1 protein-coding gene (only partly in view) is annotated in these 18,182 nt (G+C 63.9%); it reads left to right on the top strand.

This entire window lies inside a single protein-coding gene on the top strand: locus ACIBI6_RS39540, encoding a LuxR C-terminal-related transcriptional regulator. The 57,741-nt coding sequence extends 18,326 nt beyond the window's left edge and 21,233 nt beyond its right edge, so the window shows coding positions 18,327-36,508, spanning codon 6,109 (partial) through codon 12,170 (partial); the first complete codon in view begins at window position 2. Both the start codon and the stop codon lie outside the window.

The following is an 18,182-nucleotide window of genomic DNA, read 5'->3' as shown; positions in this document are numbered from 1 at the left end:
CGAAGAATCGGATCGTGTCGAGGACTGTGTCATCCAAGTGGTTCGCGTCATGCGCGCACTGCGTTTGGCCGACGACGATGAGCCTGAACCCGACGCCAATGACGACAAGTGGCACGCCGAAGACAACTGGCGCGCATTGGAAGCCGGCATCCTGGCTCAACTCGAGAAGATCTGGCCACCAACGACGGCACAGCCGGTCCCCTCGGAATCCGCCAATGCCGCGCTCGCGGCGGTCGCCGACGCCATCACGAACAACAGCAACGGCGTCGATACCGCAGTCATCGTCGTCGATGACGGTGTCGAAGCCCACGGCTACCTGATCACCGCCGTCAATGGCGAACTCATTGTTTTCGACACCAATATCGAGCACGCGGATGACGAGGATTCGGAAATCCGCATCCCTCGCGTACAAACCTACGACCGGTGGCGGCAGTCCTACACACACATCAGCGAAGCCTTTGTCACCTATCTGAAATCCGAAAACGGCAGCCTCACCGCCGTCGACGCCCCACACGACGACCATGAGGCCCATGAGCACCCGAGCCGCAAGATCACCGGCCGACCGGGCGATAGCGAGGGCGAGGAGACCGCGGCAGAACCGCATGCCGCCTCCGAAACATATGAACTCCAAGACATTCTGACCCGAGTCGATGAAACCGGCGTCGATCCGGCAACGGCGGAACAGGTCAAGCAAGCCATCCGCGGACGCTTTGAGCGGCAGCGTCGGAAGATCCCCGGGAGCGGCCAGAAACAGGACCATATTGCCGCGGAACAGACTGCCCAGTGGGTAAACGACATCATGCTCTTGCGAGCACTGCGGGATCTCGCATCGTCGCCTGGGCGGGAGACCACTCACGCTGCGCCGCCTATCGCCCACCACATCACTGCGCAGGAACTCGCTCATGACACCAGTCAGTTGCCGACCGCCTTGGTGACGATGGTTTCCCACATCGCGAGCGTCAGCCGTGATACCACAGTCACCGATCAGGCGAAGCTTGCCATTCTCAATGTCTACAACGGGTACCTAGAGACAGCCACCAAGTCCATATACCGCGATCACCACGTGAAAAAGCAGGCTGGCTCGGTAGCCCACTTCCCAGAACATGTCGCGTCCGTACTGGCCCAGACGTCAGCCGATACGTTCCTGCAAACGCAGGCGGCGCGCGCGCTCATTACGGATACCGCCGTAACCCTGACGTACCAGTGGTTCGATAAGACTCGAAGAAGGGCTGAGCGAACCGACACTAGTGTCGCGGACCTACTGGCCGAGATCTACCGGCGTAATCACCAGCCTCTATCCGAGGCGCGGCTCGGTGAACTCCAGGATCAGTTGCGTGGCTTGCGAGCCGAATTGGAGGAGCTAGCGCCGCGACGGCTTGCGGTCCTGGCGCGGGTATTGAACATGCCGGAAGCAGATGCTGCACGCTGGCCAACAGGTTTCGTCGCACTACTCGCCGAAGTCGAACAGCTTTCCCACGCCGTCGAGGCCTGGATCGCAGCCGGAGTACCGATCACGCCGCGCATGACACGGGAGATCATGAACAGCGACCCCGCCATGCTTGGGGGAATCAAGGGGGAGATCGGGTTAGCCGAACAACTCGATGGGATCCATGCGCTGGGTACCCTCGTCCACCTCGAAAATCCAGATCGCGGTCGGCTGGATAGTGAGGTGGATGTCTCGACCGACGAAGGCCGAACGTGGCACGAGGCGAAGAACTACCACCTGGCCATGCAGCTTCGAAGGCAGACCAGACTAGAGGCGCAGGCGCGCAAGCAACTCCACATCGCGTATCGGAATCCCGAGTATTGGGTGGACGGCCTTCCGCCACAGATCAAGTGGCATTTCATGAACGGCGTGCATCCGACGGTCCGCGCCGCCTTGGAAGCCATTCGGATCGAAGACGAATCCGGCCGGGTCGTCGATGGGTACCGCATCGAGGTCATCGACGGTTCCGCCACCGAACGCGATAGCACTGCGCCACATCCAGACGGCACGCCATCTGTTCAGCCCGATGTGCGAATTTCCTCCCAGGCGCAAAGCGCCGCTCGTCCGAATGATGAGCCGGATTCGAGCATGGCACCGGATCAGACACGGCCGGATACACCCGACACCGTCACGCCGGCCATTGTTCGCCGTAGGGCATTGACACCACGCCAGATCGAGATCCTCGAGCTGGTCGCGGTCGGCAAAACAAACTGGGAAATCGCGCAAATCCTCGAATTGGCCTACGGGACGGTGCAAGAGCACCTGCTCAATATCGGTCGCAAACTCGGAACCGGGCGGCGAGAGGTTATGGCAGCGGCGGCCGTGGATGCTGGCCTGCTCCGCCGTTCGGAACCACCGACAAGTACCGAAACCGAAATCGACAAACTCCGAACCGCGCTGTGTGCGGCGCTGAGAGCGGGCGCGCAACAGCCCGATCCGGAGCAAATCCTCGCCGAGGCGTCCTCGGAACAGTTCGATGATGCGATCCTCGAACTCAGCCCCCAGCAGCGAAAGGCGCTGCGCATGCTCCGCCAGGGTGCTCCGGCTACTCCGATGGTCCGGAGCACAGCAACCCAAGCCGCCGTCCGACTGGTCGCTACGATTTCCGCCGCGCATGAACAGCGCGAGGCGATATTGAGCAGGGCTTTGGCGGAGGCGAGCCCCGAGGAGTTGTGGGAGGCACTCGGTCGGCTCACGCTTGTGCAGCAGCGGGTCGTGGTCGGTCTCTACGAGCGCGGATTGTCACCTGCCGCCGTGGCGTCGGCGTTGGGCTACGACGACGAGTCCACCGTCAGGCATTTGGCGCAGGGGGCGGTTCGCCGGATGGCGAAACGCATCGGCTTCCGGCGCGGCCTGTATCGCCCGCCTGCCCTGGCAGCCGCGTCCGCCCCGATGGCTGTGCAGCGCGCCGACGAACCGGCGCTCACCGCTGCGCAGACGGACATGCTCATCGAAACCGCGCGCGCCGACGAACCCGAAGTTCTGCAATGGTGCATCGAGTGGGCTCATCGCGAGGGCATTCTCGATCACGAGGAACTTCCGGTCGCCCGGTTGCTGTTCGCGGCGGGGGCAAGCGTGCCCGAAGCAGCCGCCGCGACTGGTATGACCGAACGAAGGGTCGCGAAGGTATCGGCGGAAGCGCGGTCAAAACTCGCGCAACCGCTGTCGGCACGGTTGGGCATTTCCGAGCCGACGCCGTATGAGCAAGCTTTCCAGCGCGGCCAGCGCGTGAGTGCGCAGGAAACGGCGCCCCATTCGGCCGACCCGACCGAAAATACGGCGCACGAGCTACTTCGCACCGTCCTGGACTGGTTGAACACACGGTTTCCGCTCGATCCCGCAATCCCGTCTCGCCCCGATGCTGGTTCGACGGCGCCAGCCGAGCGCCAAGCGGGACACCAGCCGCTGACCGGTCGTGAGGCCGATGTATTACGCCTCGTTGCAGCTGGTCTGACTTACCGGGAAGTAGCACAGGCACTTCACATCGCGGAGCCGACAGTCCGCACCCATATGCGCCATATCCGCGGCAAGCTCAATGCCGCCGCACTCACCGAAGCCATTCTCGCGGCACACAACCAAGGCGTCGACCTCGCAATCAGCACCGAAGCCGACCCTGGAGTCACCGATAACACTCCGCACTCGGCCGCATCCGAAAGTAACTCGCCCACAACGACTTCCGCTGATTCTGGCGGACCGACGGATACGCAGTCGACACCACTGAGCACGCGCTCCACGACGGATACCGAAACGGCGTCCGATAGCGATCGCGACGAGCAATCACATGATCCATCCGATTCCCCTGCGCGCCCACTCATCGCCCCAGCGGGTGTGCGTGCGGTGCTCGGTCCGCTGGCTCGTCACTTCCGGTTCAGCAGGCGTGGCCGCGTCAGGTTCCTCGGTGGCGGCATGGTGCGATCGCAGGTGGAGGCCTTCGAGCAGCAGTTCATCGCGTTGCGCCCACAGCTCGAGACAATCGGCGCGCAGGACTGGTACACCCACACGCTGGACCGGATCCGTACGGCTGTCTCGGTCGCACCATTGGCGCGGTACGCCAACAGGTACGGCCTGGAAACACCGAGAAACGCCGAAGGCGATGCGATGCACCCCGACGAGGGCATCAACGGCCAAGTGGCCGCCGACGGCACGCTCACATTCGTTGTCCACGCGTCCCAGCGCACTCCGCGCGGGCGGACGATGTTCGAGGAACTGTGGAACGCTGTCGGCGACGACGTGACTCAAATCCGTGCTGTGTGGCGGGCCGGCACCGAGCTGACCGACAACCTCGATTCGTTCAATCGCCGCATTCGGCAACGGCTTTCGCCGAATGAGGCCGCATTGGGTACGTGGACCGGAAAGATGGCCGCGCACCACGGTTTCACCGAGACGATCGTCGAGATGGATGGTCCCGTCGGGGAATACGACGACGTCCAGGTGGTATTCCGCCGTCCATCCAGCGTTCCCGAAGCAGCGGGCGAGGTGTTATCCGGTCCGTCGACAGCGACGAAGGCGCGGGCCGGCGCGACGGCCCCGGTTCGGCAGGACTGCATAGTCCAGCTGGTCAGAGCACTGTGGTACCTGGGCCACGACAGTGCATGGGTGCCCGGTGAAGGCGAAAACCTTTGGCCCGACCTGGAAGCCGCCATTGCCGCACAGCTCGTGGTATTCCCCACCACCGCGACCGAGCCGAACACCGAGCAGTCAGAGATCGACGACCCCCTGGCATCGGTCGTCGACATCGTCCGGAACAAACGCGGCGGCGTGGACACCGCCACAGTCGTCGTCGAACGCGGTAACAGGTCTCACGGCTACGTCATCACCAATGTCAACGGCGAAGTCGTCATATCCGATTCACTCGCCAGTCCACAAATTCGCCACTACGACGAATGGAGCCCGCCCTACCCGCGCGTCGACAGGGCATTCGTCGCCTACTTCAAGTCCGAGAACGGCGTCCTGTCCGCCCTACACGACCCCGTCTCGGATGATGTCCCCCGAACACATCCCCAGAATCCGATCACCGGCCCAACAGATGACCCGGGCGTGGGCCGCGGTTCCGAATCGAATCGCCCTGTGGTCGCGGATCTGTTGGCGACTGTCGATAGCGCACAGCTGGCGTCGGTACGTGAAGCTGCCGTAGCGGAACGTCATGCCGCAGTGGTGGATTCACACGCGGCAGCGGGTGAAGATCTGGAGCGCTTCCAGCAGCTGAGCCGGACGATCGATCGGCTCGGAGAGCTGACCGATGCGATGGAGCATCCGGAGGCGGTTGCCCCGGAACGGCTGCGGTTGCTGGCGCACTTGTTCCATGCGGAGGCCGAGCGGCAAGCGGCGTTGGCTGAGGCAAACCAGCTCGGCGGACACGATATCCGCGATCCGCGACGCAGGCAGGAGGCGGCCGATCGCTTGGCGGCCGCGGCCGACCGGGTCGACCAGGTCGCGGCCGCGTTGGAGACGCCGCAAACAGGTGTCCCGGCGAATATCGACGTCCGGAGTTTGCTGGCAACAGTGGATTCCGGCGAGTTGGAGTCGGCATGCACGAATGCCGAGGCCCAACGTCGAGCCACGGTGGTGGATCCGCGCACCGCAGCACCCGAAGAGTTCGAGCTCTTACGGAAACTACGCCGGAACGTCGGGCTGCTCAACGAATTGCGCAATGCCATCGACCATCCGGAAGCCCTTCCCCCGCAACGGCTTCGCCTGCTGGTGCATTACTTCCACGCCGAAACCGAGCGGCAGGCGGCGGCGCGGGCACTTGCAGCGGTCGAGCGCTATCGGGCGGCCGCCGACCGGGTTCGCGCGGTCGCGAACGCGTTGAACTCGAGCAGACGGGACGGTGCAGCGGCTGCCCAGTCAACCGCGGGAACAGAGGTAGGGGCCGCGGCTACGACGCACGGGGCAAGCACCGAAGCAGCCCCCGCCGGTGTGGACACACCGGACCCGCTCAATTCCACCGACCAGGAGTTGCACAACTGGGCCGCAACACTTTCCGACGATGACGCACAGCGACTGCTCGCCGATACAACAACCGAAATCGCAGCCATTCTCGATGCGTTCCGCCGCGGCGAGTCACCGTCGGTCCGAACCGCGGTCGGCGCGGGGAGGTTGCTCAATGTCGTGTTGTGGGAGCAACTCCGCCGATTCAAAACGAAGACCCATTCCGGCAACATCCCCGACTACCCGACGCTGTTCGCGGTCGCCCGCGACGTCGCGGCTCGCCTGCCGGAGGCGCGGGCGCTATATGCCGCCGCGAACGCACTGTTCAACCTCACTGGTGCATTTCCCCTCGGCGCGCCGCTGGTACCTGAACTCTTTCCCGCTCCAGACAATGAGCTGAATTTTCTGGACAGTGTTCCCTCGCACCTCGGGCACATGGTCGAGCTTATGGAGAAGACCATACAGTCTGTACCCTGGGCCGAAGAATCTTCACTTTCAGAGAATGTCCGACCGGCGCTCGCACATCGCGAAGACACCGAGGAAGCGACCAAGAAAGCATTCGGACTCGGCAGACACCTCGATGCGCAAAGGGCCGATCCTACGGATTGGGCAGACTTCATCGATAGATATCTGCTGGCCAGATCGGTCGATGGATTCGATGCCGATATCGACCAAGCCTTCCGGTCATTGCAAACGGCATTGGCGGAATTCGACCGTGCGCAAACCGGATCGAGCCAGAACGTCGCCGCAAGTGCGGCATCCCTGCTGCCCGTTATTGCAACGGCGGCCGAATATTTCCTGGCCCGAACCCTGCAGCCCGACCTCGCATTGGACATAGCGCAAAGAATGGATCAGGCGTTTGCCGTGGCCGCGGCTCACGCGCCTGATCTGCAACCGTTGCAAGCTGCGGCACGAATAGTCCGCGATCTGCTCGTCGCTATCGCTGAACGTACGGCGAGGCTGACAGATTACGGTCACCCGCTCGCTATGCGAAAACTCGCGTTCAAGCATCTTGCGCTCGGCACGCCGTTCCGTGACTTGCTCGAGCAGGCAGTACACGAACTCCGCGGAGAAGAACAGGCACCGCCACACGATGGCAGTGCTGCGCCGCAATCGGAACAAGAGGTGGGTGCTTGGCCGCTGCCGCAACCTCGGGTCGAGCTGAATCTGGGTCCGGTTGCCGCGGTGAGCGATATCGGCGTGGGGCCGGAAAACGGCGGGCATACCACCAATGAGGATGCGTTCAGGGTTGCGGTGGCGACCGGCCCCGACGGGCAACCCGTGTACCTCGCGGTGGTGGATGACGGCATATCGAAGCGGCCCCGCGGCGATCACGCGGCGCGGGTCGCGGCCGACGCTTTTCATGATCACGCGATGGCCGCATTGGCCGCGCTCGAACCCGGCCAGCCATGGGATCCATTGGCGATCGTCCAGCAGGCGACGGCGGCCGCCGACAAGGCAGTGCGCGATCTGGCGAACCTGCCCGAATACGCCGGTGTCGAAAAACCGCCCGCCTGCACGATTGTCGGCGCAATGGTGGTGGGCCGGAAAGTCATTGTGGACTGGAAGGGGGACAGCCGGGCGGCGTGGCTCGCCCTGGACAACAGCCCGTCCAAGTGGCTGACATCGGACGATACGAATATCGCGCAGATTCGGAGCGCGTTCGATGGCTGGACCGAAGAGCAGGCAAAAAGATCGTCGATGTACACCGGACTCGAGCGTTACCTCGGTAAGGGCTCGAAGGACGGCGAATCACATGCGACGGTCATCGATGACCTGGTCGGTGACGGTGTTGTGGGCCTGTTTTCCGACGGCGCATTGGAGGCGATTACGGGTGAAGCATCGCCCGAGAAACTCACCGAAATCGTCCAACAAGCCCTGACCCAATCCAACGGGAACCTGCTCGCGGCGTCGCACGCACTTCGAGAACGTGCCCTGGCCGCCGGAGCCGACGACAACATCACCATCGCGTTGATAAAGGTTCCCGCACACGAGCCCGTGCCCGGGACACCCGCATCGGCAGCACAACAATCGTCGGCACCACCGAAGGAGTACCGAGGTACCGGCGATCCTTTCAGTACCAAACCAGGTCGCGCGCCCCGAAATGATGGTGGCCACCCAGAAGCGATTCCCGCCACGAAGAATGGGACGCCGGTTGAGGGCTTCCTCTCATTCATGGCACCGCCCAACGAGGTATGGGGTGCCGGGCGCGCCGCGCCCCAATCGGATGGCGCATCCGCCGAAACCCCGGCGCAACCAGCGCGCACACGGCAGGAGGCCGATGCGAATTCACCGTCGGCGATCACCGAGGAAGCATCCGCCGCAAGCCAGCTTCCGGAGTTTCCCGGTCGGCCGAGCGATGCAGCGGTGGAATTGTTCGCGCGAATTCTCGATGCGGAGGCTGCCGGCGATCCGCACGCGCAGGAACTTCGAGCCGAGGTGGAGCGCGTCATCACCGACGACGCCGAACGTGCCTATGCCGAGCGTTATGTAGGAAATGCGCGCCGTGCGGCAGCACTCGCAGCGGAATTGGGCATCACGCCAGAACAGCTCGATGAGCTGATGACCGAGGAGTTGCGGCAGGCATTCCGCGGCGAGATCGTCATTCGGGTCACGTACTCGACTTTTCGCAAGATTCTCGCCGATGGCAGATTCAAAACGCTGTTCGAAGTTGCCGCAAGGGGTCGGCTGGCGCAGGTACCGCTGGCAGCCAGAGCGCTGCTCGAACAGGAGTTGTTCGGGCATGGGAACGATCTGCCTGCAGAATTGCGGCCGGTCTACGGTCGCATCCGCTCGGGTCGGCGCCCCTGGGTTCTGGAGGGCGACCTCCCGACCATTCGCGAGTTCGGCGATGTCGATATCGTTGTCGCCCCGTCAGAGCGTGGCAGGACAACGGCGTGTGTTGGCAGCCCAACGTTTACGAAGGTCATACCGAGCAGCGTCGACGATCCGCAGCCCGAGTCGTTCGGCGCCACGCCGAGCGGGCACGGCGAGTTCGGCTACTTCGGCCTTGAAGGCATCGGCCGCGACTATGACGGGGAACGTTTCCACAACAACACCCACATCCTGACCCAAACCCACGGTGGCGTTCGGATTCCCCATATGACATATGTGGTGTTCCACCGTGAGCTACCGGACCAGGGTATGCGGGAGGACATGTCGTACGCCGGGATTCCCTGGTCCCACGCCGTCGATATGGACACAACGGAGTCCAACACCCCGGACCCCACCCCCGTCTCACGGCCGGCGCGCCAAGCTACTCCGGATTCGAGGGTAGGCCGGGCATCGATCGAGTACCGGAGCGGCGACAACGCCGACGATGTGCAGGACCAGCTCGAGCAGCTGGTCGACCAGGTGATGGTGGGTCAACCGGCCGAGGCGCACGCGGAAGGGCTGCGGATGGCCGGCCAGATGGTCAACGCAATCTTCGACGCCGGTATGGCCGAAAGCGCCCGGCTCACGGCGCGGCTGGTCGATCGGCCGGACGGCCAAGAGCTCGAAGTCGCGATGGTCGACAACCAAGGGCGGCGTGTGGCCGGTTACGTGGCCTTGGCCGAACGGTTGTCGGGTGCGGATATCCGGGTGGAGCGCAGCGTCGAGGTCGCGCGCGTCGACGGTGAGCTGCCGATGTCGGTCGATAACGTACTGACGTACTGGCACGACGACCAGCAAGCCGCGGCCGTCTGGGGCGTACTCGACGCATTGACTCTGGCTGCGGGCGAAGATGATTGGTGCGTCGTCCACATCGCCCATACCGAGGACGGTGCGGCCACGTTGTCCGTCGCGCAGGGGCACGGCGAGCGACGCGAGGCCGGGATGACGCTGGCCCTCGGTGCTGTGGCCGGTGCAACCGGCGGTCCGGTACGTATCGCGATTGCGATCGATCCGGAGCAAACGGTGGCCGCGGATGTCGCCAGAGTGCGGTCGGTGCTGCGCCACTTGACGACCGGTTGGCCGCGAGAGCAAAGAGTGCTGGCGGTCGACATGGCCACACGAATGCTCCTGGACGCCCGCCCTGCCGACGATCCGGACCTCACGGGCTGGGTACAGATCGAATTTTCCGGCGAGCCGGGCGATCGACTCGTAACGTTGAGCGTGCTCGACGACCAGACATTGCTGTTGTCGGATGAGATCCGCGAGGAGCTGGGGTCGGGTGCGGTCGAGGAACCTGCCGAGACGAGGCCCAGCACAGTAGCCGCTGCGGAGCTGCGGTCGCTGGTGGTCGCGCGTGGCAGCGGCGCCGCGGACCGGAACCAGGTCCGGGCCGAAGCGGCCGACCTGGTCCGAGGTCTGCTGGCGGGCCAGGACTCCTGGCCAGCCGAGCAGTTCGGCACGGCAACACTTTTGGCCGATGAGCTGGTTGGCGCAGTTCCGAACGATGCGGAGACCGACGCAACCCTGGTCCTGACCAAGCTGACGACGGACGACGGTGCCGCGGTCTGCCTCGAGTTGCACGTTCGCGGCAGCGCGGATGCCGAAGCGTTGAACCTCGCCGAGATCTATGCCGAACACTACGGAATCGAATACGTCCCGGGCGGCTACACCGTGTGGGCGGTACTCGGCGACGGAACCGACGCCGCGGCCGAAATGGTTACCGCACTTGCCGATCGCAACGACCAGGCACCCGAACCAGATGAACGACTGTCCACCGAACCGATGCCGGAGGAGCTGCCCGAGGAACTGCATTCGGCCACGCAACGCGGCGCGAACAAGCTGACCACGATCGCACTCGGTCATTCATCCGATGAGCTGGAGCTGAGCACAACTGTGGTCGCGCCCGGCCGTGTCCAGCTGACGGTCGCCACCGCCCACATCAACACGACCGACCTCGAATCAGCGCCCACCACAACCGATTCCGACACAACCGCCGAAATCCCTGAACACGTCCGCAAATGCCTCGTCCAGACCATGCGTGCCACTTGGGCCGTCGGATACGACCAAGCAACCATCCCCGACGAGAACGCCGAAACCTGGCAGCAACTCGAAGACAGCCTCCACGCCGAACTCACCAGAACCCCCATATCAACCACCACCCCTGACCCACTCGCCCACATCATCGCCCGCGTCGAAGAGCCGAGCGACGTCGACACCGTCGTCATCGTCATCGACAACGGCACCAGCGCCCACGGCTACATGGTCACCAACGTCAACGGCACAGCCCTCATCTTCGACACCCTCATCCCCCCATCCTCCGAACCCAACCAACAACAACGCACACCACGAGTCCGCACCCGCACCCAATGGGAACGATCCCTCCCCCGAATGCGTGCCGACTTCGGGGAAATCCGCGACGCCTTCATCCTCGAATTCACCAAAGAAACGGAAGACACCGAAGACACCACCAAAGGCAGCCTCCGCCCCATCCACCAGCCAGACGCCCACGGCCCCACCCGAGAACAACGACAGCACCCGATCCTGGGCAAGCGAAGCAACAACACTCCCGAAGACCCCGACGAAGGGTCGGCACCCGACACCGAGCACAACCCCACGCCTGCGACCAACAGCGAAAACTCCACGGGCAGCGATTCACTGCGGGACGTGGTTCGGAACAACCCCTATGTCGGCGTACGGCTCGGCGCCGAGTTCTTCAACGACGCCGGCGCCGAGCTCATGCTAATGATGACGGGTCTGTACTTCGTGCAAGAGCTCGGACCAGGACCGGCAGGCGCCATCGGATGGGCCGTGCAGCTGCCGCACATCGGCGGCGCACTGATCGCGGGGCATCTGACCGACCGCACCCCACGACCCAAGAAATTGGTGATCGGCACCCAAGTCGTGTCGGCAGCAGGAGGGCTGATAGCAACTGGCGCGCTCGCATCCGGCACGTCGTACGCCGCCCCCATCCTCATCGGAACAACGCTCGTCGGAGCGTCCGCATCCGTCCTCTACAGCAGTGCCGCCGACAAGGTACTTATCGAAATGGCCGGCGCCGCGCAAGACGGACTGAACCGATTCAACAATCTCAGAATGAATCTCACTCGTGTGCTGGGACAGGGCCTGGCGCCCATTGTGCTGAAGGCCGGCGCGTGGACGGCTCCCCTCATCGATGTCAGTACGAACATTGTGAATCTGGCAACATGGGCGGCCTTGCCGACGGTCTCGAACGCACCGAAAACGGAAAAACCGGAGAGCATTCGGAAGTCGATCGCCGAGGGCTGGCGTACCGTCCAGAACCTTCCGGTGCAGCGACGTTACAACTTCAACCTAGGCCTCACAAATTTCTACTTGGGAATGCAGGGACTGCAATTCACGTCGCTGATCGCCAACTCCGGTCTTCCGGGATGGCAACAGGGAACAGCGATGTTGATCACCCCACTCGGGGGCGTGGTCGGGAACCTGATACCCAAGCGCTGGTTGGAGAAGACCAGCATCGACACACTGCTCACGGCCAGATTGGCCGGCCTGGCCGTGCCCGCGATACTCCAGGCAACCACCACCAACCCCTGGATAGCGTCGGCAGGACTCGCCAGCACATGGGCAGTCCTCGGTTCAGCTGGCATACCCATCGGCACCTATACGAACAAGACGACCCCGTCCGAGGTGCTCGGACGAGTGAGATCGATCGGCACCGTGACGACCCGAGGCACGTTCGCGATGGGCCCAGCGGTCGCCGGCGGCGCTATAGCGCTGTTGGGTCACCAAACGACCGGCATGTCCATAGCCGCGACATTCGGCACCATCGCGGGCTGGTCCCTGTACCACCGGCTGTTCAAAGCCCGCAGACTGCTCGACTGCATCAACCAAACATCCGAAGCAACCTGGGCACTCGGCCTCAACACGGGAATCAAACCAAAGAGGCGGCACAAGAGCCCGGAACACCTCCGGCGAGCCATCGCAACCCAACTCGTCAAAATCCCAGGCGCCGAAGACCCCGTCGCCAAGACCATCGACGACGTCCGAAACCTCAAAGACGGAGCCGACACCGCCGTCCTCCTCCTCGACGACGGCAAGAACATGCACTCCATCACCATCACCAATACCGACAACAAACCTGGCGGCAACGTCGTCATCTTCGACACCAACATCACCAACCCCGACGACCCGCATACCGACCCCAACGACCCTGAGCGCATTCCCCGCGTCCGTACCGTCGACAAATGGAAACAGTCCTACCCCGACATCAAAGAGGCCTTCGTCGCCTACCTCACCACCGACGAGGACGACAACCTCACCAACCTCCACCCGCATGATCCCAACCAAGAAGCTCCGCGCAAAAAGGGCAAAGTCCTTGGCCCACTGGAGGGTCCGGAGGGCAACGGCGCGTCACCCGACATAGAGAAAGCGCTGGCCTCCGACACCGAGCACAACCCAACGCCTGCCATAAACAACGAAAACTCCACGGGCACAGATAGTTCAGCCACGGGCAAGCAATCTCGGGCAATCGCTAGTTCCGCGGATCGCACACCGATAAGCGCTGCAGGCCAAACAGACTCGGAGCAGCACGGAACCACGGAAAAGTCTCCGAGCACCGTCCGCATCGGCGGCACGGCTGCACAGGGTCCAGACCTGAAAACGCCATGGAGCCGTCACTCTTCCATGAAGCCAGCCGAGGCTCTCGGCCGTGCCGTCGAGGAAGATTCTCCGGAGCAGGTAGCTGGTGCGCCCACCGCACCTGGTGTACGGAACGAGGCACCACTGGCTCGGCGGCGGGAACTCATTGCGGAAGAGGTGTATCAGCGGGCGTTGTCAACGCTGCGGAAGCTGACCGGCCGCGGGATTATCGACGTCGATTCGAATGAGCGGCAACTGCTCGCACGACAAATCACCGAAGACACTCTCGTCGCGGCGAATCCGCTATTTACTTCGCCTCAAAAAGATGTCGGGCAGGCAGTGGCGAATATCGCCGGACGTGTGACCACCGAGCACGTCGAGTTCGCGCGACTGCGGCAGGGGATTTTGTCGGCGCTGCCCGAAGATGTGCGCGTCGGTCAATACGGACAGGCGCTGGCTCGCGCGACGCGGCGGGATCTGCGACGGCGTCTCGAGACTCTCCAGAAGGCGCATCCAACCCGGTATCAATGCCTCGTGCTCAGGCACCAGGAGGGACTATCGGTCGAACAGACATCTAAGGCTATGCCATACACCGACCCGACCATCATCGAGTCGCTCGAGTACTACGCCGCACATGCCGTCGCCGGAGTTCCCACTGATCAAGTCGAAGAGCTCGACGCGGGCGACGAATCGGCCGGACCGTCTTCGCTCGACACCGAACTGGCCAAGGTGGCTGCGGCATTCGAGGAGGCCATCGCTGCGGCTGCCGGCGGTGACACGGACAAGCTGAAAAAGCTGCAGCGCGCGATCCGCCAGCTCGATGACCCCGATGCGCAGCGGTGCCTGGAACTCCGGCATCTGAAAAAGCTGACGAACGCCGAGACTGCGGCCGCAATGGGTGGCACTCGCACCCCGAACGCCGTCAAGAAATTGCATCATCGGGCCGCGCGCGTGCTAGCTGAGATCTTGCCGGTGGATTCGAAGACTCTCGTCCAACGATGGTCGAGACAGGAACTCGCGGCCGATGGTGCCCGGATGGGTTGGCGTGACGCACTGGTCCCGCGGTTGCGCGAGACTATTCGCTCCGGTGCACTGCCCGTGGCCGGCGTGCTGCCGACGGCCGCTGAACTCGCCGAATACCTGGAATTGCCTACAGAAAGCACCGTCGGGCAGGCGTATCGGCAACTGGCCGCCGAAGGATATGTGGTCAGCAGGCGCGGGATCGGGACCTCGGTGACCCCCGCCGACAGCTGGCCGGATGCGCCGAATCCCGGTGCGGGGCCGACTTTGACTGGGCGGGAATTGCTCACGCTACTTGTGCAGGGGTCATCACGGGCGGAACTCGCTGCGGAGGCAGATCGCAAGGGCTGGCAAGCCACATTGCTTTCGGCCTTGCGCACGGTGATCGAGTCGGGTCGGTTGTCTGAGGGTCGGTTGTTGCCTGCCGCCCGAGAACTCGCCGAACGGCTGGGGTTGTCGTCGGCAACCTCGGTGGGCAAGGTGTATCGGCAGTTAGCCGCCGAAGGCTATGTGATGATCAGCCACGGAGTGGGTACCGCGGTAGCGAGCCCAAACCAATGGCTGAACAAGCGGCAAGCCACTGAACAGACCACGGAAGCCGCCGATGAAGCTGAGCCACAGGCGCGCTCGCGTACACCGTGGTCCGATCGACGCTCCCCTGCCGCGTCGCCTAATCCAGCCCCAACCACACCCGAGGCCGCCCAAGGTCCCGAAAGTGCTACGAGCACAACGACACTCGCAGCAGGGGTACAGCCGACGGACAGCAGGGAAGACGCGGCCGCAGACGTCCCTCAGCCCTGGGATGGCGCTGTGGATCCCATATGCGCGGTAGGAACATTCCAGGATGCCTGGAATCTCGGATTCGACGTCCAGCAACCAATCGATGTGAACCAACCGGTACCACCAGCAGCAGTGGCCTGGCTGGCCGGAGCACACCACCAGCGGCTCGACGGCGGCCTCGCTGAAGCAGCGCAACTGCTGACCGAATTGGGCCCCGGTGCGGGAATGCTGGTGAACGCCCGGCCCGTCGGTGCCGCGATCGGACACCTATTCCTGCTCCACAACGACGGCAAACAGATCTGGATCCACGACCAGCACGCAACACAGCCGAAAACAGTGCTCGACCCGCAAAATCCACCATTCCCGGCGCAGACCACACATGTCCTGCAACTGACCCGCCGGGAAGGCGACAGCACGCTGGAGTCACGACAGCAACGACTGGGCGAAGACAACCCACACGCTGACCCCGACATGACACGAGGTCGGGCCCTGCGACCAGTCGACGTCGGCGCACTACCTCCAGACGACGCGGCGAACGACCCCTTCGCAGTCGAACCGGCTTCCGAGTCCGACCACGAGCTGGCAACGCGCGCACTGGGAAAAGCGGCCCCGGACGCGACGGCTGCGTGGATGAGTCGACCCGAAGACAGCAGGCAGCGCAGTGTGGTGCTCGAAATCCAGCGTTGGTGGCACGAACGTTTGAGCGATGACGAGCGGGCGGCGTTGATCAAGGTATATCCGCGTGAAGTGAGCGCGCGGGATTACTTTCCGACGAACGTACAGAATGAGGCGACTGAGCGGTCCCTGAAACTGCTTGTGCAGAACCTGCGTTCGGTGCCGACCGAGGAACTCGACGATGCGCAGGCTCGGCAGTTGGCCTACGCCATTCGCCTGTGGGACGACCTGACGGCGGCCAGAGCACGCGACCTGGACGTCCCGTTTACCGTGCAGCTGCTGCAATTCGACCCGACGACACTGGTGAGTCGAGTCGGGCTGAGATTGATCGTGCCCGACGCCGAGGACGGTGGATTCTGGCATATTCGGATCGGTCCGGACGACACGTCGTGGCCAGACCAGCTTTTCGAACCAGGTCCGGGCGAGGACGACATGGCGGTGCACCCCGGACGGCGTATCGGAGTCCTCCCCTTCGAGATGACCGTGGGCCCACCCGGAGTGCCAGGCGCGCAGCTGACCGCAGCCGAGGTCGCGCATGCGGCGGCGGTCGTGGCCGATGGGGTGGCCGAGTGGTTGGGTCGAAAGGTCTGGCGCAGCGACGAACAGATCGAAATCGTGCACGCCGGCGTCGCGGAATTGGCCGCGCGGGCGCGGGCCGACAGCACCGGCGAGGTACGTGTCGTTGCCCGAATGTCCGGGCGCCAGCACCGACACGGCGAGCGCGAACTCATTGTCGAAGTGATCGACAATCACTCTGGATCGCCTGCGGTGCAGGAGTTCACTGTCGCCCAGAAGGCGGATAATGCCGGCGTCGTGCAACTCCAAGACCACAAGTCGACGTGGCTGGTCTTCCGGGAATCGATGATTCATGCCCTGCTGCCGCCGAATGTGGTTGCGGATGAGCTGCTCGGCGAGCGGCGCGTCGAGAGATTGGGCGGTGAAGACGCGGGTTTCAAGTGCGGCCGAATGGCGCTGCACCGCCTCGGGTTCTCCACGATCGCCGCGCCCGGCTTTAGTGAAAGTTTCCGTCCCGCGTACCCCCTTCCGATGCCCTGGCCCGACGAGGTGGTGGGCGCCATCACCATGCTCCCCCCGTTCTGCCCACCCAACTTCGCCGCTGCGGTGGTCGCCCATGCTCGGGATTTTCGGGCGATCGGCATCGGCGTCGGCGAGCATGAACCGTTTCCTGCACACGCAGGTGGGCGACCGGGCCTCTTCCTCAATGACGAGGAATGGAATTGGCTGCAGAACGTCGGTGGGCAGGCCCTCATGCGCGACGGGGTGCATTTGGAACGACTGTTCCGGGTGATCAAGGACGCGGTCAGCGAAACCTTGGAGGCATTGCTTCCGGAAGCCATACCCGACCGCGATATCCACGTCACCATCGATCTGGCGACCGGCACTTTCCACGCCCAACTACCGGTCGCTGACCTCACGTTCTTCGGTACACCGGTGGCGCTTATCGAAGGAAAATGGCGCGTACGCGACGGCATCGCACTCGCCGTGGCCACAGTGCCGCAAGATGGTGACACCGACCGAACTGCGCATCTCGCAGCCGCAATCACGGAGCGGGCGGCCGACGGTACGAACGATCATCCCAGCGACGGCACGGCTGTGCAGCAGCCGAGTACCGGATCGCCCGCCGGCGGCCCCACTACGCTCGGCACCGGCGCATCGGCACCTACCGGGCAGCAGGAGCCGCCCCCGCAATCTCAGGTGTCGCCGCCGGAGGAAAGCCAGCTTGCGCAGGCGCGCGCACTTCGCGACTCGGCGGCCGCGGAGCTGTCGATCAATCCGGCTGAGCTGCAACCAGGTTCGGCGCGCATCGCCGAGCTGCAGAGCGAGTTGGACGAGTTGCGGGCCAGGCTAGAGCCGGTGTCCGGTATGCCACGGTCGAAGCTGAATGACGAACAGCGCGCCGAACGTCGGCGCGCTGCCGCACTCGGCCACCTGATCCAGACGACCGTCGAACACCACACACTCGACTCGCACGCAAACCGGACCGACATCCTGCCGAGGGGCCAGGTACGGGCGCCGGTGCAGGGCACGATCGTCGAGCGTCTCGGACTGCCCGCCACGGTGGCCACGGCCGAAATCATCGGCGAGGACCCGACGGCAGCGCTACTCGTGCAGGAGCAGGTGCTGATCGACGCAATCCAGTCGGATCCGGAGAAAGTGCGGGAACGCGAGATCGTGTATGGACGTACCTGTGCCCATCGGGCGCAGGCCAGCCTCGGTGTGCCGGTCGAGCCGGTGCTGCGCACGGGGGAAAACGCGCCCGGCGGAATGCCGCTGTGGC

Source organism: Nocardia sp. NPDC050412 (genome assembly GCF_044458825.1).
GTDB lineage: Bacteria > Actinomycetota > Actinomycetes > Mycobacteriales > Mycobacteriaceae > Nocardia.
This window is presented reverse-complemented; position numbering and strand designations above follow the sequence as displayed.